Raw genomic sequence first — 20,560 nt, forward strand, 5'->3', positions numbered from 1 at the left:
ACAAGCGAACCCTTTCCTACAATGCTGGGCTCTCTGAATTGAGCAAGTCGGGCGTCTCTCTGTCTACAGTTCGTGTATCTTGAGCAAAGAAGCTAACGGGTGATTTACCGACACTTATACTGTTATTCAGCTGCTTGGCAACTTCTGTTGCTAATAGGTTATTACGATCCATTAAGCCAGTCGCTTCAGATTTTATAAAACTGTCACCCGATGAAAAAATTTTGACTACATGTCGAGCAGCTTGCTGTATACCCGAAGCTGTCCCCTTTTCCGCATGAGCAAAAGCGAGGGCTAACATTGCGTTGGTAAAACCTTGATCCGCTGCCTTATTCATCCAAGATAAATAGAGCTCAGAATTTTGAGGATAAATCTGAGCCAAGCGATACTGTGCCATTGAATCACCACTTGCGGCCAAAGCCTTCATTTGCATTAGCATGCCGAGGGTTTCATTTTTGATATGGTAGTTATCAGGTGCTTCAGATACAGCTTTGGCGCGTATAACAAAGTCACTGCTAAATTGTGGTGAAAGTGCCATTAGTACAACAAAATAAATTCAAGATACTTAAGCATAATGAATTCATATTAAGCTAGTATTAACAGCTCTTCGCTTTACAGAAATTTTACTTTAATTCGCTACTAGGTTTGTCATAAAGCGCCCAACCCATATGAAAGAGCATATGGCTCACTATCGCGGCAACTAAACCATACTGCCAAAACAACCAGCCAAAGAGAATCGCTTGCCATAGCGTGAGTAAAAGAAGGCTATAGATAAGTCGGCGAGTCGGTTGGCAACCCGCTGATAGATAAGCAGGCAATTGGCCTATAGCATAAAGAATCCCGCTTAAAAAAATTGACATCCAAATCACTAAGTCAGTTTTCTGTTTAGCGAATAAAATCGCAAAAAAAGCGATGACATTCAACAATCCCCAACGCGCGAGCACCTCTTCAACCACTCCGCCATAAAGAACGCATCCATCAGGGCCCAGGGTCGCGCGGATTTTTTTTAATGCTAGCGAGGTTTTATCGTCAAGTATGCTCTCTACTATTCCATAATAAAGCACCAGGAAAATGACCAAACCACCCAGAGTATAAAGAATAGCGGGAATCATTGTTTGTTGAATCAGACCGAATATTGGCTGGCCTTGCAATAAGGCTTCCAGCAAGGTAGCACTAAGGCCTGTCCGCAAGGAAAGCGCAGCGCCAGCAAGACTCATCATAAAAACCATCACCAGTGTTTGCGCAACCGCAAGACGAGTGACTCGCCTACGCAGCTCTTCACTATTATCAGGCAATAGGAGCTTAATAAGACGCGGTACTACAATAAAAACGCCAGGCAGGCAAAGACCAAATAATACGATAATGAGCGGCCAATTAAGTTGCATAGCTTCGTCTAATCCTTGTTTTTTATATCTGCTAATTCTGCCAGTTGTGTTTACAAAACGCGAGGCTTGCAATAACGACGCCAAGCAGTCTAAATTTTTTTCAACAAACTATAAAAGAAACCATCGCCACCAAATTCGCCAGGTAGGATCTGCCAACCATGGCCGGTAGAGCGCCCCCAATCATAATCAGCAGTCATAAATTGACCATCAGAATGTTGGGCAAGAAAATGGGCAATTTGCTGTTCATTTTCTTGCTTCATAACAGAGCAGGTTGCATAGACAAGCAAACCTTGTGGCGCCAATAAAGGCCATAAACTTTCTAATAAAGCAAATTGCAAATCAGCAACCTTAGAAATTTCTGCTTCACTGCGAAGTATACGTATATCAGGATGACGCCTAATAACGCCTGTCGCTGAACAAGGGGCATCAAGTAAGATACGATCGAAAAGTTGACCATCCCACCAGGATTCGGGTTTAAGCCCATCACCTTGAACTAAATTGGCGTTTAAACCAAGGCGAGATAAATTTTCGGCAACCCTGGCTAGGCGCTTTTCATCAACATCAAGAGCAAAGCAGGCAGCGAGTTCTGGTTCAGCTTCCAAAATATGGCAGGTTTTTCCGCCAGGGGCGCAGCAAGCATCCAGCACACGAAGCTTGGGTTGCAAAGCCATAAGAGAAACTGCAATTTGCGCAGACTCATCCTGCACAGAGACCTCACCATCTTTAAAGCCCGGTAACTCATGCACATCACAAGCCTGCTCCAATCTTAGCCCATCGATAGAATAGCGATGAGGGCTGGCTGGTAAACCAGCCTTTTGCAGCCGCTGCAAATAATGCTCTCTTTGCTCCTTGCTCTGATTAACACGCAGACTCATCGGTGGATGAGCATCATTAGCCTGCAGAATAGCCCGCCAATCTTCAGGCCAATCATTTCGCAGCCGTCGTATAAACCAGTCAGGATGACCATAGCTAAAGTCATCATTCTTCTCTAAACGGGCCAGCAGTGCAGACTGCTCACGGCAAAATGAGCGTAAGACAGCATTGACCAGACCTTTAGCCCAAGATTTTTTTAAGGGCTCAAGAACGGCAACAGTTTCCTTAACCACGGCATAGTCTGGCTTTTGCATGTAATACAACTGGTAAAGCCCCATAATTATCGCGAGCCAAACCTCAGAATCCTTAGGTCGTTTGGTCACTAAGCAATCAGCGATGGCTTGCAAACGGTAATAATGGCGGCAAACACCAAAACAAATCTCTTTACTAAGAGGGGATAGCTCTTTAGAAGCTTGCATCAAATGAGAGAGGGGAATTTTGTCATTAAATAGCTTGTTCAGAATACGCAGTGCCTGTAAGCGCTCATTTTTATTCATCGTAAAACCATATTGACCTGCAGTTGTGAGCGCCCTGCATTTAACCAGTCGGCAACAGTCATTGCCTTAGAACCTGGAAATTGAATTTGCTCGACTAGTAACGCTCGATCTGCGGTTGCAACCAACATACCTTTCTTATCCAGAGCCATTATAGTTCCTGGTTCAGCGGTAAAGGTAGGTTCAACAATTTGCACCTTATAGATACGTAATAAATCGTCTCCGGCCTGAGTATAAGCAATAGGCCAGGGATTAAAAGCAGCAACTTGCTGAGCAATTTCTACAGCAGACCGATGCCAGTTAATCGCTGCATCTTCTTTTTTTATTTTAGGCGCATAGCTGACAAGAGCGTTGTCTTGCTTCTCAGGCTTTGCCTGGTCCTTCGCTAGAAGCTCTAGGGTTTCTAATAAAGGCCCTGCGGCTAACTGAGCCAAGCGATCATGGAGGCTAGCTGCAGTATCTTCGGGATACACTGGACAACTTCGCTTCACCAACATGTCGCCAGTATCCATCCCCGCATCCATCTGCATGATTGTAACCCCAGTTTCTTTATCACCATGTAAAACAGCCTGTTGAATCGGGGAAGCACCACGCCAGCGCGGTAATAAAGAAGCATGCACATTAATACAACCCAAACGGGGTAAAGACAGTACTTTTTTAGGTAAAATCAAACCATAAGCAATGACAACCATAATATCTGGCTTAAGTGCAGCAAGCTCAGCAACAGCTTCATCGCTTTTAAAATTCTCTGGTTGATAAACAGGAATTTGATGAGTCAAAGCCCAACTCTTAACAGCCGAGGGCTGCAATTTACGCCCACGCCCTGCAGGCCTGTCAGGCTGGGTATACACCGCAGCTAAATGATGAGCAGAATCAATAAGCGCATTGAGGCAAGGCAGGGTAAATTCTGGTGTGCCAGCAAAAACAATTTTCATAGTAAACATTCACCATCTTCTGAATTCTTTAGGGGAAAGTTACCTTTCAGACTTTACGCAAATGAATACGCTTGTATTTATCAAGCTTGCGTCTGGCCATCGCTCGCTTCAAAGGCGACAACAAATCGACAAACAACTTTCCATTCAAATGATCGATCTCATGCTGAAAACACTCTCCCAACACGCCTTCACCAGTCATTTCAAAGGGCTTACCAAAACGATCGAGGGCTCGAATAGTCACCTTAGTCGCGCGCACTACTGTGTCATAAGCACCGGGGACAGATAAACAACCCTCTTCGTACTCTGTTTCACCTTCCCGAGCGATAATTTCTGGGTTGATTATAACCAGCTGCTCTTTTTTATCTCCAGCGATATCAATAACAGATAAACGCAGACTAATTCCAATCTGAGGTGCAGCAAGCCCCACGCCCTTAGCGTGGTACATAGTGTCGAACATATCGTCGATAAGGGTTTGTAAGTCTTCACCAAATTGCTCAACAGGTTTGGCAACCAGTCTGAGTCGTTCATCGGGGAGATAAATAATCTTGCGAATAGCCATAAAGTATCTATATTCATTGCGGATAATGCGTGCTATTATCGCCAATACCTCGCAAAGCTGCAAGCTATCTGTCTTTATTTTGTTCCAAATGATAGCTGCCATGCTTGCAAAAATGGATTAAAAAACGGACAGAGAAATAAAAATAATGGATAACAAATTTTATCTCCTTGCGCTTAACAGAATGAGCCAAATTGGCCCAAGAACCTTATTAAAAATGCTAGCCCGCTGGCCTGAATTAGAGGAAATGTTTCAATTAACCTCTGAGCAATTACAAAAGGCAGGCTTACCCGCCCGAATGGCCGATTGCATCCGCAACTTTAACCTTAAAGAAGTCGAGGAAGACTTGGTCTGGCAAGAACCTGCTAATCATCATTTACTAACCTGGGTGGACTCGGACTATCCAAAACTCCTTAAGGAAATCCACGACCCTCCTGCAGTACTCTATGCTAAAGGAGACCTTTCTTGTCTGGAACAAGCAGCCATTGCTATTGTTGGCAGCCGAAAACCCTCAGTTACCGGAGCAGAAACAGCAAGACAGTTCGCTAATGAATTAGCTCTCCATCAACTCACAATAGTCAGCGGCCTAGCCTTCGGCATCGATGCCCAGGCACATCAAGGCTGTCTCGACGCCAAAGGCAAAACTATCGCAGTAATGGGAACCGGCATCGATTGCATTTATCCTCGCCAACATCAAAGTCTTGCAGATAAAATTTGCCAGGATGGCCTGCTTATTACTGAGTTTCCTTTAAAAATTGTCGCAAACGCTGGACATTTTCCGCGCAGAAATCGTATAATAAGCGGTTTATCATTGATCACTTTGATTGTTGAAGCAGCAATTCGCAGCGGTTCCCTAATCACTGCGCGTCTAGCTTTGGAGCAAAATCGCGATGTCCTGGCCATTCCGGGCTCCATCCATAATCCGCAAGCACGTGGTTGCCACCATTTGCTACAACAAGGGGCAAAGTTAGTCACAGCAAGTCAAGATGTATTGGAAGAGTTAGGTCTCAGCAGCCAGGCAGTGATAAAAACTAATAAATCAGGAGCCCTTGCCAGAAATAGCAAAAACCTAGTAAAGTGCATTGGATTTGAGATTACTACTATTGATCAAATTGTTATTCGCAGCGGTTTAAATGTAGAAGAGGTAGCTTGCGGCTTGGCTACATTAGAATTACAGGGCACCATCAAAGCGGTCCCCGGTGGTTACATGAGGTGTTCATAATGAAAGATAGCTTGTTTGAAATGTTAATGAATTTTTTTGAAAAAAGTTTATCTCAGTTAAAAGAAAGCAGTAGCTCGACTAACATTAGTTCTGAAGAGTCAGATCTCTTAGATGTTTCAACGTTGGAAAGTCGTACTCTCACCTTAAAGGCACCGCAAGAAACAGCGATGCGTATTTTCACTTATGATGAAAAAATGAAATTTACCAAAGCAAGTTATCAGTTTTTAACAAAGTTAATGCTTTGGGACATCATTGCTCCAGAAACTCTGGAATTGATCATAAACCAGTTACTTCTTTCAGAATCGCGCTTTGTTTCCTTACAGGAAACAAAATGGACTATCCGAAATACACTGGCAGAAAACCTTAATGCTTCTCAGCTCGCTTTTCTTGATCTTGTGCTATACCAAAAAGAAGACAAATTGCCATTGCATTGATAGCACAGAAAGGAAGGTTAGGTTCTTATGAGCAAACACCTAGTTATCGTGGAATCTCCCGCGAAAGCTAAAACTATACAAAAATATCTGGGGAATGATTATGAGGTACTAGCCTCCTATGGGCACGTTCGTGATCTTCCTCCCCGCAAAGGTTCTGTCAATCCCGACAAACAGTTTGCGATGACTTATAGCCCAATTGAGAAAAATGCTCGACATATTGAGTCAATTGCTAAAGCATTAAAAAATTCTGACTCATTACTACTGGCAACCGACCCCGATCGCGAAGGTGAGGCGATTTCCTGGCATGTCTATGAATTAATGAAAGAACGTAATTTGTTGAAAAATAAAGAAGTTCATCGCATATTTTTTAATGAGATTACAAAGTCGGCTATTCAGGAAGCAATCAATAATCCCCGAGCTATTGCCATGGATCTGGTTAATGCCCAACAGGCTCGCCGGGCTTTGGATTATTTAGTTGGTTTTAATCTCTCCCCCTTATTGTGGAAAAAAATTCGCCGTGGTCTTTCAGCGGGTCGAGTACAAAGTCCGGCCTTAAGACTTATTGTTGAGCGCGAAGAAGAAATAGAACAATTTGTTGCACAGGAATATTGGCGCATTATTGCTCAATGCCAACATGAGAATGCGGCTTTTGAAGCACGGCTGACCCATTTCCAACAGGAAAAATTGCAACAATTTACTATCAACGAGGCTGGGCATGCTCATAGCGTCAGAGATGCTCTAATTAAGCAAGCTCAAGGCGAGTTGACAATAACTAATATTGAGAAAAAACAAAGAAAACGCAAACCAGCAGCGCCTTTTATTACATCAACCTTACAACAAGAAGCTGCACGCAAATTAGGCTTTACCGCCCGTAAAACCATGATGGTCGCTCAGCAGCTCTATGAAGGTATCGATATTGGTTCAGGGACAGTAGGACTCATTAGTTATATGCGTACCGACTCAGTCAACCTCTCTAATGAGGCAATTGAGGAGATTCGTGCTTATATCCTGCAACGTTATGGCGAAGACAATTGCCCCGAAAGTCCGCGTCTCTATAAAACCAAATCAAAAAATGCACAAGAGGCTCATGAAGCAATCCGCACCACGTCCATCAAGCGGACGCCTGAAATGGTGCAGCAAGCTTTAACAGCTGATCAATTTAAACTGTATAACCTTATTTGGAAACGGACTCTCGCTTGCCAAATGGCAGACGCACTGGTTGATACTGTTGCTGTCGATTTAAGCTGTGGTGAAGGAAATATTTTCCGCGCTAATGGTTCTACAATCGCCTTTCCTGGTTTTCTTAGCGTTTATGAAGAGGGACGTGATGATTCTCAGGATGACGAGCAAAATGGCGTCCTGCTACCCACATTAAATATTGGTGAAAAGGTCAAACTGCAGGATTTGCTTGCCAACCAACATTTTACTGAACCGCCGCCACGTTATTCTGAAGCTACGCTAGTTAAAGCCTTAGAAGAATATGATATTGGACGACCATCAACCTATGCCACAATTATTCATACCCTGCAGCAAAGAGAGTATGTAATCGTCGATAAAAAACGCTTTGTCCCTACTGATGTTGGTCGTATCGTCAAACGCTTCCTAACTGGGTATTTCACTCGCTATGTTGATTACAAGTTCACTGCCGAGTTGGAAGATACTCTAGATGCTGTGTCGCGTGGCGAAAGAGAATGGATACCCGTGTTAGATGAGTTTTGGCAACCTTTTATCCAGCAAATTCATACCACAGACGAACAGGTACAACGAAAAGATGTAACGACAGAAACGCTTGAAGAAGCCTGCCCTAAATGTGGTAAACCGCTAGCCATTCGCTTAGGGAAACGCGGCCGCTTTATTGGCTGCACAGGATATCCTGAATGTGACTATACTCAGGATCTCTCTAATACCGAAGGCGAGAAGTCAGAGCCAGATATTGTTGAAGGCCGTAACTGTCCAGATTGCGGCAGCGCCTTGCATATCAAAACAGGTCGCTATGGACGGTTTATTGGCTGCAGCAACTATCCTGAATGCAAGCACATAGAGCCCCTCGAGAAACCTGCTGATACAGGCGTTGAATGCCCCAAATGTCACAGCGCCAAAATACTCAAACGCAAATCACGCAAGGGAAAAATCTTTTACTCCTGTGGCAGCTATCCTAAATGCGATTATGCATTGTGGAACGAACCAATCGATAAGCCTTGCCCGCAATGTGCCTGGCCTTTGCTCACGGTTAAAGAGACCAAACGTTCCGGCAGACAAATTATTTGCCCCCATGAAGGCTGCGGCTACACTACGACAGAAGACTAAGTCTTGTAAATCATTGCGAATTCCCAAGGCTTGATTGCAGGATCTGTAAGCGGCAAAGATCCTACAATCAAGCCTTGGGAATTCGAATCCTTTTGAATGTTGATTCTTTTATATTTTACTTACTTAAGTTTTCCTTAATCTTTCAGATATACAATACGTTCGTTCTTTATACATCTATCCCCATCAAGAAACTTAGTCCAAACAATGGAGTATAATTATGCCTTTTACTAAGCTTAGTGATGTAGCAGTTCGACATAATGATTTTATCCCATCCTATAAACGTATAAACGGCCGCTTTGAGCGCCAACCAACCTATATCTACAATCTGAGAGACATACAGCAAATTAGAGCAGATGAATTAGAGCAACGGTTATATGGAAATGAAGATTTCGTAATTGCTCCAGACGAGTCTGGCCGTAACCCTGTAAAAGCAAAAATTGGAAAATTGTTCATCGAGTATTGTCCTGGTGGAAAAGATTCATTTGAATTATCAATAAAGGTGATTGATAAGCACAACAGAACCCTAAGTTCCTTTTTAAACTTACAAAACCCAAGATATAACGCAATCAAGTTTGAGAATTTATTACCCTTTTCTTTGGATGCCTTTTATCATGGGCGCACTATGGCTGGAAATCGTTACCATGGCGAAGTTGAAGAGCAGCTAAGCCATGCCTATGAATTAAAGTCCATTATAACCAGACTGTTACTTGGCCGATCTATCTCTCAGCAACATAGAGACCTTTTCCGAGAGCATTACCAAGCCCTTTACCTAGCAAACCAGCAACCACAGGTACAGGCTGCAAGTTCTCAAGAAAGACAAAGAGATATTAGCCATTTTGGTCGAAATTTAGGGGATAAGCCCAAATCACTCTTCGAGGTTTCTGCAAAAATTGGTAGCGTCGCATTGATCAACTTAAGTATCAGCGAGCAAGAAATTACCGATGTCTTAGTGGAGTATCTTCAAGAGACCAAACAATCTCCAGATATTTTTAATGAAGTGAACAAAAAAATAATCATCGAAACACTTCTTGATAATAAGCGCTTACCTCTGAAAAGTTTTGTTGCTGATATTGATACGCTGCTAAATAGTGCAATACAACAATTACCGGCCAAGCTGAATGCGTCCTCTCAACAAGGCCAGGCCGAGGAATTACTGTTGACTGAATCAACTACAGCGAAGGAGCTCGATGAGCTTATTCAAGGTCAATTAACTCGCCCACAAGGTTTAAAAGAACTGAAAAATCAGTATCTCGAATTATTAAGCCAACAGATTCCTACCTTATCTGCCGAGCTTAGATATGACATGGCCTTATATCTTTTGAATGAACCAGAACATTTCTTGAAAAAGGAAAGGCATTTCTTCCGTACTGCAACCTATTCGATTCAGACCTTATCAATGCATTCTGTTGTTTCCACCCTGTTACAGGGTCCTGACAGACCTTCATTGCTGGATGGCCAAGCACAGGTTGATGAGGAACACGTTCTATCTCGCCATGCTGCAGATTTCTTTTAAGTTTTGATCCTAGCCCCTAGTGTTGCACCTCAGAGTGCAACACCCTTTAATAGGTCACTCTCAGCACTACGTCATCCAGAGCGCAGCGAAGGATCTCCTGAAGAAGGCACAGCGCTAATTCCGGAGACCCTTCGCTGCGCTCTGGATGACGTTGCGTTAGGGGGGGATGGGCTGACCTATTACCACCCCTTCTCTAAAAAATTTCTCTAGGCATTTACTAAAAACTAAGCTAAAAATATGGAATAGTTATCTGGATCCTTTACCTATGTATTTACTTTTCGATTTTGATGGAACACTGGTAAAAAGTTATCAGCATGTGATTGAAAAAATTAATATCCTCGCCGAACGATTTCATTGCAGAAAAATAAATGAACAAGAAATAGAATCTTTGCGCGATCTTTCGTCACGAGAATTGATTAAATTTTTAAATATTCCCTTTTACAAAATCCCTCTATTGATACGCAACATCAGACATCTTTTGCATGATGAAATGGGCAATATGCAACCTGTCACTAATATTTCCCAGGTCTTAGAAACCTTTTACAACGCGGGGTGCACCTTGGGAATCTTGACTTCAAACTCGATTGAGAATGTAGTCTTATGGCTTGAAATGCACAATATTCGTCACTTTTTTGATTTTATTCATAACGAATCCAATTACTTTTCCAAACGATTTTTATTAAAAAAAACGCTCAAAAAATACGGAATCGACAAGGAAAAAACCCTATATATCGGTGATGAAACACGTGATATTGAAGCCGCAAAAAAGAATAGAATTCGATCAGTTGCAGTAACCTGGGGATATAATTCCGAGCGAATACTTTTAGCTTATCAACCCACTTTTATTGCACAACATCCTGAGGAGCTTCTCGCAATCTGTTTGCAAGAAAAAAAACCGATTTAATTATGAACGCCAAAACAATAAATTTCACAACCTTGGACATCCCTGATTTACTGGAAACAGCAAAAAATTTCCCAAGCATAGGCAGCTTATGTATTTCAAAATCTAACTTAGTTTATCTCAGTGTTGATAATCGATTTATTCATCAATTATTTCCTCTGCTAAAAAATATTCATAATCAGGCCTATAAGCCAGACTACTTTGGTGAACGCGCAACGGGAGCGCATGTTAGCGTTATTTATCCAGAAGAATACACGACTAGTCTAGCAAGCCAAGACTTAGGCCAGAGGCATCATTTCAAGGTTAATGGAATCTTCTCTGCTGATTTAGGTCTCAAGAGGTACTATGTTCTCGGCATTGAATCAGAATCGCTGATTGCACTTAGATCCAAGTATAATTTGAGCCCTAAACTCTATTTTAAACAGCAATAGATTGATTTACATCTTACCCTAGGCAAATCCTTGCTATAGCTAAGAAGAAACCACTCTGATAATCATAAAAATTTTACTTGGTTTTACCTCAATAGCAGCCCAATATCCCTAACCAATATTAGAGTTTTATCAAACAAGTCCAAGATCAAAACCAATAAAAATCCATCAAAAAATTTCATCTTTTTATCATATAGTTATTAGAGATGACGGATAGTTCTTTACTTTAGCACGGTCCTAAGACTAAAATGCCGCGCATTATTTTGTATTTCAATTGGATGGAGTAGTAAACATGGCAAAACAAAGACGTGAACGCAATCTGCAAAACCAAAAGCCCATCGTTCAACCCCAGGAGCCAAAGGCTAATGAACGTGAAGCTGCTGAACGGCTAGTCGAAGAACAACAACGTGCCCTTGAAGAACAACGTGCTCAGCAAGAACAACAACGTGCCCTTGAAGAACAACGTGCTCAGCAAGAACAACAACGTGCCCTTGAAGAACAACGTGCTCAGCAAGAACAACAACGCGCCCTTGAAGAACAACGTGCTCAGCAAGAACAACAACGCGCCCTTGAAGAACAACGTGCTCAGCAAGAACAACAACGTGCCCTTGAACAACAACGTGCTCAGCAAGAACAACAACGTGCCCTTGAACAACAACGTGCTCAGCAAGAACAACAACGTGCCCTTGAACAACAACGTGCTCAACAAAGTAAAACTAATACTAAAGCCACTAAAAAATCAGCTAAAGGACAAGATGAGCATCAAGCACAACTACACGCTGAAACAGAGCGACGACGTGCTCGAGCAGAGAAAAAAGAAGCTGCTGTACCACAAACTGTTGTTAAAAAGCAAAGAAGACAAGATGCTACAGGGTCACATAAGTCAAGCAGACCAAGTGTATCAGGTATTTTTGCTTCTACTGCTAAGCAAGAGGAAAAAGGTCAATCTGAAGCGAAGCAACTAACGCGCACAGAGAACTCAACCCTAAGCGAAGCACAATTAGCTGCGATTCAAGAGCAAATTAACGCTTTAACCGGTGAAATCAACAGCTGGTGGCCTTACCCAAATAAAGATGTTAAGGCGATTAAAGTTGCTGCCCTTGAGAAACTGGTCAAATATGCTAATCAGGCGATTTCTCTCAATGATACAGTTACAAGAATCAAAGATGAGTTCCCAAGAGCTACAGAGGGTTCAATCAGCACCAGAACTAATGATCTCTTAGAGCAATTAGCAGAAAATGTTAATTTAGAAGAAGAAAAGTCTTTCTGCGGCATATGCTAATCTAGCTCCCCCCTACCAGTATCGATATCAGAGCTAAAACATTGATACGATACTGACCTACCAGACAATTGAAGCGTTTCTTGCTTAAATTGTCTGGTAAAATCTCCGGTTTTTGACTTAAATTTACGCTGTTTTTTAAAGAAAAGAGCGCTCAAAAAATAATCGCCATAACTTAAAAATCGATCGTCACAGGATGATTTAGGCTTCCGTAATTTCAGATTTTTTTGGTTGCGTAAGCTTGGCCTCTTTGGCACCAAAGAAGGTTGATTGTGCGAATTTATTCGCAAAGGTTGCTACAGCTAAATGGGCTATAAACGCTTGCATAGTCTCTGGCGATGTCAGGAAAAGAACAGAGGAGTTAGAACCTATCAGACCACAATCAAAGGTTGAATAGGAATCATCCTTGAAACCAGCTCGCTTTAAAAAGCCAACAACCATAGAAATATCTCCCTCACAAGCACAAATTACCCCGGCATTTAAGCGTCTTTCATCGCTCCAGATTGAGTAAAATTGATTTCTTGCGAAGATATCTACTAGGGCATCTTGATTATCATGTTTATAGATCAATTTATTATCGATATCTAAATCAATATCTTGAAAATTTTCAAATACGAAAAATTTATGACCAAATAATTCAAATAGCTTCCTCTCAATTTGAATTTTTCTCATAGAGTCCTCTATAACTCCCTTAGGCTCATTAGTTTATAAAATATGAGCTCAAAATAAAAGAAAATCTCTTCGACTTTGCCTATTAAAATTTATGATTTTTGATTTCTATTATTTCTTATTTCAAAACAGAAAATCTTGGCGAAACAATATTAAAAATCTAGCTAAAATTAAGTGATGACTCTAATGTTAAAGTTGGACTATAAAAGCGTCAAATTGGCTATAATTTGCGGCTATTTTGGTAATAAGTTACTCCCCTTAGCTATCAAAAAAGTAGACTGGGTTTGGGTTGTTAAGCCCAACCTACTTCCTGTCAATTGCTCACAATCAGACAAGACCTGAACGCTTACTTTGTCTCTTTAGAACTTGCATCAATTCTATATTCAAGCCAGATTGCATTCAAAATTGCAAAGGTACAGGCCAAGCCAGTGCCTAAAATCCAAGAAAAATACCACATGATTTGTCTCCTAATACGCAGTTTCCTGGTTTTGTTTAATTGTTTCACTTGTCACCTTGCCGCGTAGAATACGATATACCCAGGTGGTATAAGCAAGAATAAGCGGTAAAAAAATAAGCGTTGCTATTAACATAATAAACAAGGTCAATTGACTTGATGAGCTATCCCAGACAATCAGACTTTGCCCCGGCATGGAACTGGAAGGCAAAATAAAGGGAAACATTGATACACCAACTGTTGCGATTATCCCCATTAGGCAAAAAGCGCTCGAGATAAAAGCCAGTCGCGGCTTGTTTGCAAACAAAGCCGCCATCACTGCTGCTAGGATAGCAACAACGGGCACAGCCAAAGTAAAGGGATAAGTTAGATAGTTTGATAACCAGGCTCCCCTTTGCGTTAACACCGACTTGTAGAGCGGATTTGATGGGCCATCGTGCGAGGCAATTTTTGTTAATACAAAACCATCAATTCCATAGAAAACCCAGAGGCCTGCGAGCAGGAAAATGATCAGGGTTAGGACAGCAGAAATCCGACCAACCGTCTTTGCCTGCTGTTGTAAATTTCCTTCTGTTTTAACATTAATAAAAAAAGCGCCATGCATTGCTAACATAACTACTGAAAGCAAACCACAAAGTAAAGCGAAGGGATTTAACAGCGCCCAAAAACTACCTGTATAAAACGGCCTTAAACTCTCGTCGAAGTGAAAGGGAACACCCTGTAATACATTACCCACTGCTACGCCAAAAATGAGAGAGGGAATAAAACCACCAATAAACAAGGCACCATCCCAGGTTGCTCGCCAGTGCGGACTTGCTAACTTCGAACGATATTTAAAACCAACAGGCCTCAAAATTAAGGCTAATAGAACCAGTAGCATGGCAAGGTAAAAACCGGAAAAAGACAAGGCATATAACATCGGCCAGGCAGCAAAAATTGCACCGCCCCCAAGAATAAACCAAACTTGATTGCCCTCCCAGGTTGGTCCAATACTGTTAATCAGGATTCGCCTTTCTGTATCTGTTTTTGCAAGCCAAGGTAGCCACATAGCAACGCCCAAGTCGAAACCATCCATAATGGCAAAGCCAATTAGCAAGACTCCCAGTATAACCCACCAAATAACTCTTAATGTTTCGTAATCTATAGGCATCAGGACTCTCCAAATTAGCGGTAAGCGTTCACAACCTTCGCCAAATACAGGCTTTCACCAAAAATCTATATTACCCCCTGAACAGATACAATTAGTGTGTCATTCCATCAGGGCCAAGGCGTATGTATTTAACCATTAAATATAATTCAACAACGGCTAGCACGGTATAAAACAGGATAAAGCCCCCTAGCGAAACCATAACCTGGGAGACACTAAGCGATGAGGAGCCCATAAAGGTGGGTAAAACACCTTGAACAACCCAAGGTTGACGCCCATATTCAGCAACGACCCAACCTAACTCGGCTGCAAGCCAGGGTAAGGGCAAGGACCAAAAAGCCAGATGTAAATACCAGCGGGTCGTGTGAAGTTTTCTTCTCAGCGATAAATAAAAACCCGTGGCAAACAATAAAATAAAGAACACACCACAGGCGACCATGATACGGAAAGAGAAAAACAAGGGTTTAACCCTGGGCTTAAGATCATTCGCAGCCCGGTTAATCTGATCTTCATTTGCATCAGTGACATTTTCGGTATATTTCTTCAAAAGCAAGCCATAGCCTAAGGAATCGCCATGGGCTTCAAAATCTGCTTTGGCAGCAGGATCTTGGGGATTAGCTCGCAGCCGATTTAAGGCATCATAGGCTAACATGCCCTCCTGAATCTTTTCTTTCCCTTGTTCAATTAAGTCAGTAATTCCTTGAAGTGGCTCATTAAAAGAGCGGGTAGCCATGATGCCTAAGAGATAAGGTACTTTGATCTCATAATCTGTTTCTTGTGTTTTCTCATTTGGAATACCAAACACTGTTAAACCAGCAGGGGCTTTTTCCGTATGCCACATAGCCTCCATGACGGCCAATTTCATTTTTTGATTTAAATTAGAAAGATAACCACTTTCATCACCTAAGACAACTACCGATAAGGCAGAAGCTAAGCCAAAAGTGGTAGCAACTGTCATCGAGCGTTTTGCAAAATCTTTATTACGTCCGCGGATAAGAAAATAGGCGCTGATAGCCAGGATAAAAATTGAACCAGTGACATAACCAGCACTAATCGTATGCACAAATTTCGCTTGGGCAACAGGATTAAACATGACTTCAGCAAAATTGCTGACTTCCATACGCATCGTTTGATAATTGAACTTAGCCCCTACAGGGTTTTGCATCCAACCATTGGCAATTAAAATCCACAAAGCAGATAAGTTAGTTCCGAGGGCAAGTAACCAAGTACAGGTCATATGCTTTAACTTGGACATTTTATCCCAACCAAAGAAAAAGATACCCACGAAAGTCGCTTCTAAAAAGAAAGCCATTAGACCTTCAATGGCTAAGGGCGCACCAAAGATATCTCCTACATAATGCGAGTAATAGGCCCAATTGGTACCAAACTCAAACTCCATCGTTAATCCAGTAGCGACTCCTAAAGCAAAGTTGATGCCGAATAACACGCCCCAATATTTAACCATTTGCCGCCAAATATCTCGCCCAGTCATAACATAGACAGTTTCCATGATCGCTAACAATATCGAGAGCCCAAGCGTCAAGGGAACGAATAGAAAATGGTAAAGAGCAGTTATTGCGAATTGAAGGCGGGAAAGATCAACAACATCACTTGCAGGAATCATTAAACACCTCAGCGTGTAGGGTTCTCATATCAACAAAGGGCTGCCTGTCCTCAATATCGAAATGTATAACAACCCTATTTTGTTTTTATCACCTGCGTCACCTTAGCAGGCGTACCAGTGCCCAGTAGCCATTTCTTCATATCCATTGCAGGCTTTTCGACCCCTTTTATGCAGATAAACCACAGCATAAAAAACAATGAAAACTTGACTATCAACGTAACACAAATATCACGGGTCAACGTTTTCATAGCACCTCGTTCTGGTAGGTCGGGATAAAATTCTATGCCCAATCCCCCCTAATTGAAAGGAATCTTCTTGGAATTTTTAAAATTTTGTTTGTTGCGCATAAAATGATTTAATTTCCCTGAGCACCCTCTCCAAATCATCCCTTGAAACATCCAGGTGTGTCACGCAGCGAACCAAGCCATTTTTGCGTGGTTGCTTAGGCATGAAAATACCTCGTTCACGCAAATAGGCTTGTAATTCTGAATAACTTTGTTTCACTTTGATAAAGAGCATATTTGTTTGTACAACGCTTAGGTCAACCTCTATTTCCTCAAGTTCGGCTAAGGCCTTGGCAAAATAGTAGGCATTATCATGATCTTCACTAAGACGATTAACATTATTCTCCAAAGCATAAATTCCAGCTGCAGCTAAGAAGCCAGCCTGACGCATGCCACCGCCTAAAACTTTCCGCCAACGCCGGGCTTTAGCAATTAAATCAGTAGAGCCGCAAAGAACTGAACCGACAGGTGTACCCAGGCCTTTAGACAGGCAAATTGAAATTGAATCAAAATTAGAACTAATTTCTTTGAGGCTTAGACCTAACTTAATTGCGGCATTAAAAACCCTAGCACCGTCTAAATGGCTATTTAGCTGGTGTTCACGGCAAAAAAACTTCATTTCTTTGAGATAAGCAAGCGGTAAAACCTTGCCTGCGGTTGTATTCTCAAGACAGAGTAACTTTGTATGGGCGTGATGAACATCAATTGGTTTAATCACCATTGCTACTTTGTCTAAGGGCAAAGTACCATCGGCTGCAAAATCAAGGGGTTGCGGCTGGATGCTACCTAGAACAGCAGCGCCGCCGCCCTCCCACATATAAGTGTGCGCTGATTGTCCCACAATATATTCATCACCACGCTCACAATGCGCCATCAAAGCCAACAGATTTGTCTGGGTACCAGAGGGGGCAAAAATAGCAGCCTCCATGCCAGCTAGGGCTGCAATTTGATTTTCAAGCTGATTAACCGTGGGATCTTCCCCATAAACATCGTCGCCTACCTCAGCATTCATCATAGCATCCAGCATTCCCTTAGAGGGTTTAGTCACTGTATCACTGCGTAAGTCGATTATTTTCATTTTATTCTCTCTGGTTAGTTGCGCTCATAACAATGCTGCATCTCAGGTAGTTTATCCCTGATTAAATACATAATATCTAGCGTTTCCCTCGCGTCATTATGCCAACCCTGGCGCGCACAAAAGGCATACCATAGCAGCCAAGTATGAAAAACTAAATCCCAATGCTGCTCATCTATTTCAGGCAGGGAGCCTGCCTTTTTCTGGTATCCCTCTAAGGTCGCGAGCAATAATTCTTTCTCAAAGCGACAACGTGCTAAACCTGCACAGTTTAGAGCCAAACCAATCAGCTCAATTGCTGGATGAATCAAACCTGCACTTTCCCAATCGATAATATGAGGAGTTCGGGCATCAGGCCAGATAATATTAGCCGCATGGATATCACGATGACTAAACACCCAACTATCTTTTGTGTACTGGCAATAAAGGTTGCAACGCTGCAGCAACTCCGCTAGCCAACTTGGTAGTTTATGAGTCGAGCCCAGGTTGATAAGCGGAAGGGGCTGTGCTCCTTTCTTCGATATCTTTAATAAATGTAATTCAGCCAAGGTATGGCCAAGAATATGCGCTTGATCGAGGCTGAATGAATGGACTATTTGCCCCTCACAGTAGGGTTTAATCATCGCCCCAACCAATCCTACATTGAGAATAACCCTAGCTGTTGTTTGATCTCGATATGGAGCAAAGCAGCAACCTAAGATTTCCGCAGCTTTTTCAGCTAAGGATTCTGATAATTCAATATTTTGTGGTTTTGTTGCCCCAAGCCAGGTATCAGAACAAAATTTTTTACATACCCATCGAGACTGATCTTCAAGCTGAATCAGATCAATATGGTGCTGCCTACCCTCTTTTAGGGGTAGGCTTGAGATAATTCGCTGCCGAAAAAAGGCTTGTGACCAATGAGCATTACTCATGCATTAGCTGTTCAATATAACGTCTACAGGTTAGCGGCTTATCAAGAAAACCAATCATATGACGGGTTCCGCCAGTACCAGTTATTATTAAAGTCCCGTAGTGAAAAATACTTCCTACAATAGATTGGCGAATATCAATCGACTCAATTTTTGCCAGGGGAATATCTATGGTTTTTCTTACCATCATGCCTGTGCGTAAGATAACCTGTTTTTTTTTGATAGTTAGTGAGGAGAAATGATAGTTAACCCAGGTCATAAATATCCAAGCCAGAGAAAACACCACAAAAAGAAGAGCAACTTCTTTCAACTGATGGATTTCGATACCAATAAACATAGCGAAGCAAGCAAGAATAACTGGCCCTATAAATAATATCCAATGTAGTTTTGCTTGATATACAACGTTGCTCTCTGCCATCTTTATCCTCGTAGCCTCTATCTTTTTGTTAGCGCTTATCATATTGCAGATGGGATAAATTTGCTATGCTATGCTTTTTCTTAGCACGATTATCAGACTTAAAACACTATTATGATTCGACCAATCAACCGCTGCCTTAATGTACAACTCCTCAATCTATGTCAACGTGCCATAGCACTGGAGGAATTGAATGATAAAATTAAGGCGAACCTCCCCTCTCCCTTAAGAGATAATTGTCAAGCCGCTGCCTTTAATCGAGGTTCCTTAGTGATTAGTACATTGAATGCAGCCTGGGCTACGGAACTTCGCTATCAAGTACCAGAATTGCGTGATCGCTTGCGCAAAGCAGGTTTATATCAACTGACTTCGATAAAAATTACTATCGCAGATATAGCTCCCCAATTGATCCCTAACAAAGCGTCACCAGAGAGTCATCCACTTTCAGAAGGTGCACGTGATTGCTTAAAAACAGCTTCCGAGCATTGCAGCTATCCGCCTCTGAAAGAGGCGCTCTTTCATTTGGCAAATGCAGGGAAGAGCTGACTTTTCAACGATATGCTAAGGGCAAACTGCAAGAATTTCGAGCGAAAATAAAGTCGTCTACAGCAAGTAGCCTGGTTACATTCTATCCATACAACAATGCTCTCCCCAACTTTGCGGGAAGAGCATCTAAACTAATAGTTAGCAATTAGAGTATTAAAAGAGAATTAGGCTTCTACAGGGAAGAAATCAGGCGCGCTAGTTGGTTGATAATTTTCTGCATCGAAATAAGTATATTCCCATGCATCTTGTCTTAACATTAACTCTCGCAGTAAGCGATTGTTTAAGCCATGACCTGACTTATAACCTTCAAAAGCGCCGATTAAGCCACAACCTAAGAGGTAAAGATCACCAATTGCATCAAGAACTTTATGGGTAACAAATTCACTTTCAAAGCGTAAGCCATCTTCATTCAACACACGATAATCATCAACAACGATAGCATTGTCCAAGCTACCGCCCTTCGCTAAATCATTCTCACGTAATTTTTCATAATCTGACAAAAAGCCAAAAGTTCTTGCTCTGCAAACCTCTTTCACATAAGAGGTAGTAGAAAGATCGAAGGTTGCTGTTTGTGGCTTATCATTGAAAACAGGATGATCAAAATCAATTGTAAATGAAACCTTATAACCATTATATGGTAAAAATTGTACATACTTACCATTATCTTCAACACGGATTGGCTTGAGAATGCGGATGAATCGTTTCGCTGCACTTTGTTCACGGATACCAGCAGATTGAATCAAGAATACAAAAGGTGCAGAACTTCCATCCATTATAGGTAATTCAGGACCATTAACATCAACATAAGCGTTATCTATTCCAAGTCCAGCAAAGGCTGAAAGCAGATGTTCCACAGTAGCTACCTTGGCTCCGTTTCTTTGCAAAGAAGTACAGAGCATTGTATCGCCAACTTGATCGTATAAAGCCGGAATTTCAACAACTGGATTTAAATCAGTACGTCTAAAAACGATGCCTGTATTTATAGGAGCAGGATGTAAGGTTAGAAGAACCTTTTCTCCAGAGTGCAAACCAACCCCTGTTGCTTGAATGACTTTCTTAGGAGTTCTTTGTTTTATCATTCAGTGACCACCTTTCAGATATCCCTTATTTT

Annotated in this window: 22 protein-coding genes; 8 read left to right on the forward strand and 14 right to left on the reverse strand. The window is 41.9% G+C overall.

Annotated features, from left to right (window positions below):
• Window positions 1-16 precede the first annotated feature (16 nt).
• The 5 genes from BN1094_RS00395 to def all read right to left on the reverse strand — a co-directional run bounded on the left by BN1094_RS00395 (window position 17) and on the right by def (window position 4,243).
• The gene (locus BN1094_RS00395; protein WP_043872464.1) at window positions 17-535 is read right to left on the reverse strand and encodes an SEL1-like repeat protein; all 519 of its coding nucleotides are present in this window, start codon (window positions 533-535) and stop codon (window positions 17-19) included.
• Window positions 536-620: 85 nt separating this feature from the next.
• Window positions 621-1,382 carry a CPBP family glutamic-type intramembrane protease gene (locus tag BN1094_RS00400; RefSeq protein WP_043873616.1) on the reverse strand — a complete coding sequence of 254 codons (762 nt, stop codon included), beginning with the start codon at window positions 1,380-1,382 and terminating at the stop codon, window positions 621-623.
• 89 nt (window positions 1,383-1,471) lie between these two features.
• Entirely contained in the window at window positions 1,472-2,752 is a 1,281-nt protein-coding gene (gene rsmB, locus BN1094_RS00405) for a 16S rRNA (cytosine(967)-C(5))-methyltransferase RsmB (protein WP_043872465.1), read from the reverse strand.
• A complete protein-coding gene (gene fmt, locus BN1094_RS00410; protein ID WP_043872466.1) occupies window positions 2,749-3,693 on the reverse strand; it encodes a methionyl-tRNA formyltransferase in 945 nt (314 codons plus the stop codon). The genes rsmB and fmt overlap by 4 nt, the downstream gene beginning before the upstream one ends.
• Before the next feature lie 37 nt (window positions 3,694-3,730).
• Window positions 3,731-4,243, reverse strand: a complete 513-nt coding sequence (gene def / locus BN1094_RS00415; RefSeq protein WP_043873617.1) for a peptide deformylase — start codon at window positions 4,241-4,243, stop codon at window positions 3,731-3,733.
• A 145-nt stretch (window positions 4,244-4,388) separates the two neighbouring features.
• Here def and dprA point away from each other — a divergent pair, with 145 nt between their 5' ends.
• From dprA to BN1094_RS18615, 7 genes are all read left to right on the forward strand, one after another.
• Window positions 4,389-5,462 carry a DNA-processing protein DprA gene (gene dprA, locus BN1094_RS00420; RefSeq protein WP_043872467.1) on the forward strand — a complete coding sequence of 358 codons (1,074 nt, stop codon included), beginning with the start codon at window positions 4,389-4,391 and terminating at the stop codon, window positions 5,460-5,462.
• A complete protein-coding gene (locus tag BN1094_RS00425) occupies window positions 5,462-5,896 on the forward strand; it encodes a DUF494 family protein (protein WP_043872468.1) in 435 nt (144 codons plus the stop codon). Before dprA ends, BN1094_RS00425 begins: the two co-directional genes overlap by 1 nt.
• 27 nt (window positions 5,897-5,923) lie before the next feature.
• A complete protein-coding gene (gene topA / locus BN1094_RS00430; protein WP_043872469.1) occupies window positions 5,924-8,203 on the forward strand; it encodes a type I DNA topoisomerase in 2,280 nt (759 codons plus the stop codon).
• Between the two features lie 217 nt (window positions 8,204-8,420).
• Window positions 8,421-9,716: a hypothetical protein gene (locus tag BN1094_RS00435; protein ID WP_043872470.1), complete on the forward strand. Its 1,296-nt coding sequence runs from the start codon at window positions 8,421-8,423 to the stop codon at window positions 9,714-9,716.
• A gap of 265 nt (window positions 9,717-9,981) precedes the next feature.
• Window positions 9,982-10,620, forward strand: coding sequence for an HAD hydrolase-like protein (locus BN1094_RS00440; protein ID WP_043872471.1), 639 nt, complete (start codon window positions 9,982-9,984; stop codon window positions 10,618-10,620).
• Between the two features lie 2 nt (window positions 10,621-10,622).
• Complete coding sequence (locus BN1094_RS00445; protein ID WP_043872472.1) at window positions 10,623-11,048, forward strand: hypothetical protein; 426 nt, start codon at window positions 10,623-10,625, stop codon at window positions 11,046-11,048.
• A gap of 289 nt (window positions 11,049-11,337) precedes the next feature.
• Window positions 11,338-12,327: a hypothetical protein gene (locus BN1094_RS18615; RefSeq protein WP_052403058.1), complete on the forward strand. Its 990-nt coding sequence runs from the start codon at window positions 11,338-11,340 to the stop codon at window positions 12,325-12,327.
• Window positions 12,328-12,525: 198 nt separating this feature from the next.
• Here the strand turns inward: BN1094_RS18615 and BN1094_RS00455 are convergent, their stop codons facing one another.
• The 8 genes from BN1094_RS00455 to BN1094_RS00480 all read right to left on the reverse strand — a co-directional run bounded on the left by BN1094_RS00455 (window position 12,526) and on the right by BN1094_RS00480 (window position 18,906).
• On the reverse strand, window positions 12,526-12,996 hold the full coding sequence (locus tag BN1094_RS00455) for a hypothetical protein (RefSeq protein ID WP_043872473.1): 471 nt from the start codon (window positions 12,994-12,996) through the stop codon (window positions 12,526-12,528).
• Window positions 12,997-13,339: 343 nt separating this feature from the next.
• A complete protein-coding gene (gene cydX / locus BN1094_RS19075; RefSeq protein WP_081934922.1) occupies window positions 13,340-13,450 on the reverse strand; it encodes a cytochrome bd-I oxidase subunit CydX in 111 nt (36 codons plus the stop codon).
• 10 nt (window positions 13,451-13,460) lie between these two features.
• A complete protein-coding gene (gene cydB, locus BN1094_RS00460; RefSeq protein WP_043872474.1) occupies window positions 13,461-14,597 on the reverse strand; it encodes a cytochrome d ubiquinol oxidase subunit II in 1,137 nt (378 codons plus the stop codon).
• 91 nt (window positions 14,598-14,688) lie between these two features.
• A complete protein-coding gene (locus tag BN1094_RS00465; RefSeq protein WP_043872475.1) occupies window positions 14,689-16,218 on the reverse strand; it encodes a cytochrome ubiquinol oxidase subunit I in 1,530 nt (509 codons plus the stop codon).
• Between the two features lie 74 nt (window positions 16,219-16,292).
• Entirely contained in the window at window positions 16,293-16,466 is a 174-nt protein-coding gene (gene cydP / locus BN1094_RS19730) for a cytochrome oxidase putative small subunit CydP (protein WP_176695244.1), read from the reverse strand.
• Between the two features lie 76 nt (window positions 16,467-16,542).
• Window positions 16,543-17,580, reverse strand: coding sequence for a low-specificity L-threonine aldolase (gene ltaE, locus BN1094_RS00470; RefSeq protein WP_043872476.1), 1,038 nt, complete (start codon window positions 17,578-17,580; stop codon window positions 16,543-16,545).
• A gap of 14 nt (window positions 17,581-17,594) precedes the next feature.
• The gene (locus BN1094_RS00475; protein WP_043872477.1) at window positions 17,595-18,491 is read right to left on the reverse strand and encodes a phosphotransferase; all 897 of its coding nucleotides are present in this window, start codon (window positions 18,489-18,491) and stop codon (window positions 17,595-17,597) included.
• Window positions 18,484-18,906 carry a PH domain-containing protein gene (locus BN1094_RS00480; protein ID WP_043872478.1) on the reverse strand — a complete coding sequence of 141 codons (423 nt, stop codon included), beginning with the start codon at window positions 18,904-18,906 and terminating at the stop codon, window positions 18,484-18,486. The genes BN1094_RS00475 and BN1094_RS00480 overlap by 8 nt, the downstream gene beginning before the upstream one ends.
• 111 nt (window positions 18,907-19,017) lie before the next feature.
• Here BN1094_RS00480 and BN1094_RS00485 point away from each other — a divergent pair, with 111 nt between their 5' ends.
• Window positions 19,018-19,449: a DciA family protein gene (locus tag BN1094_RS00485; protein WP_245614117.1), complete on the forward strand. Its 432-nt coding sequence runs from the start codon at window positions 19,018-19,020 to the stop codon at window positions 19,447-19,449.
• A gap of 164 nt (window positions 19,450-19,613) precedes the next feature.
• Here the strand turns inward: BN1094_RS00485 and lpxC are convergent, their stop codons facing one another.
• Window positions 19,614-20,528, reverse strand: a complete 915-nt coding sequence (gene lpxC / locus BN1094_RS00490; protein WP_043872479.1) for a UDP-3-O-acyl-N-acetylglucosamine deacetylase — start codon at window positions 20,526-20,528, stop codon at window positions 19,614-19,616.
• Window positions 20,529-20,560 lie beyond the last annotated feature (32 nt).

This window comes from Legionella massiliensis (assembly GCF_000756815.1).
GTDB lineage: Bacteria > Pseudomonadota > Gammaproteobacteria > Legionellales > Legionellaceae > Tatlockia > Tatlockia massiliensis.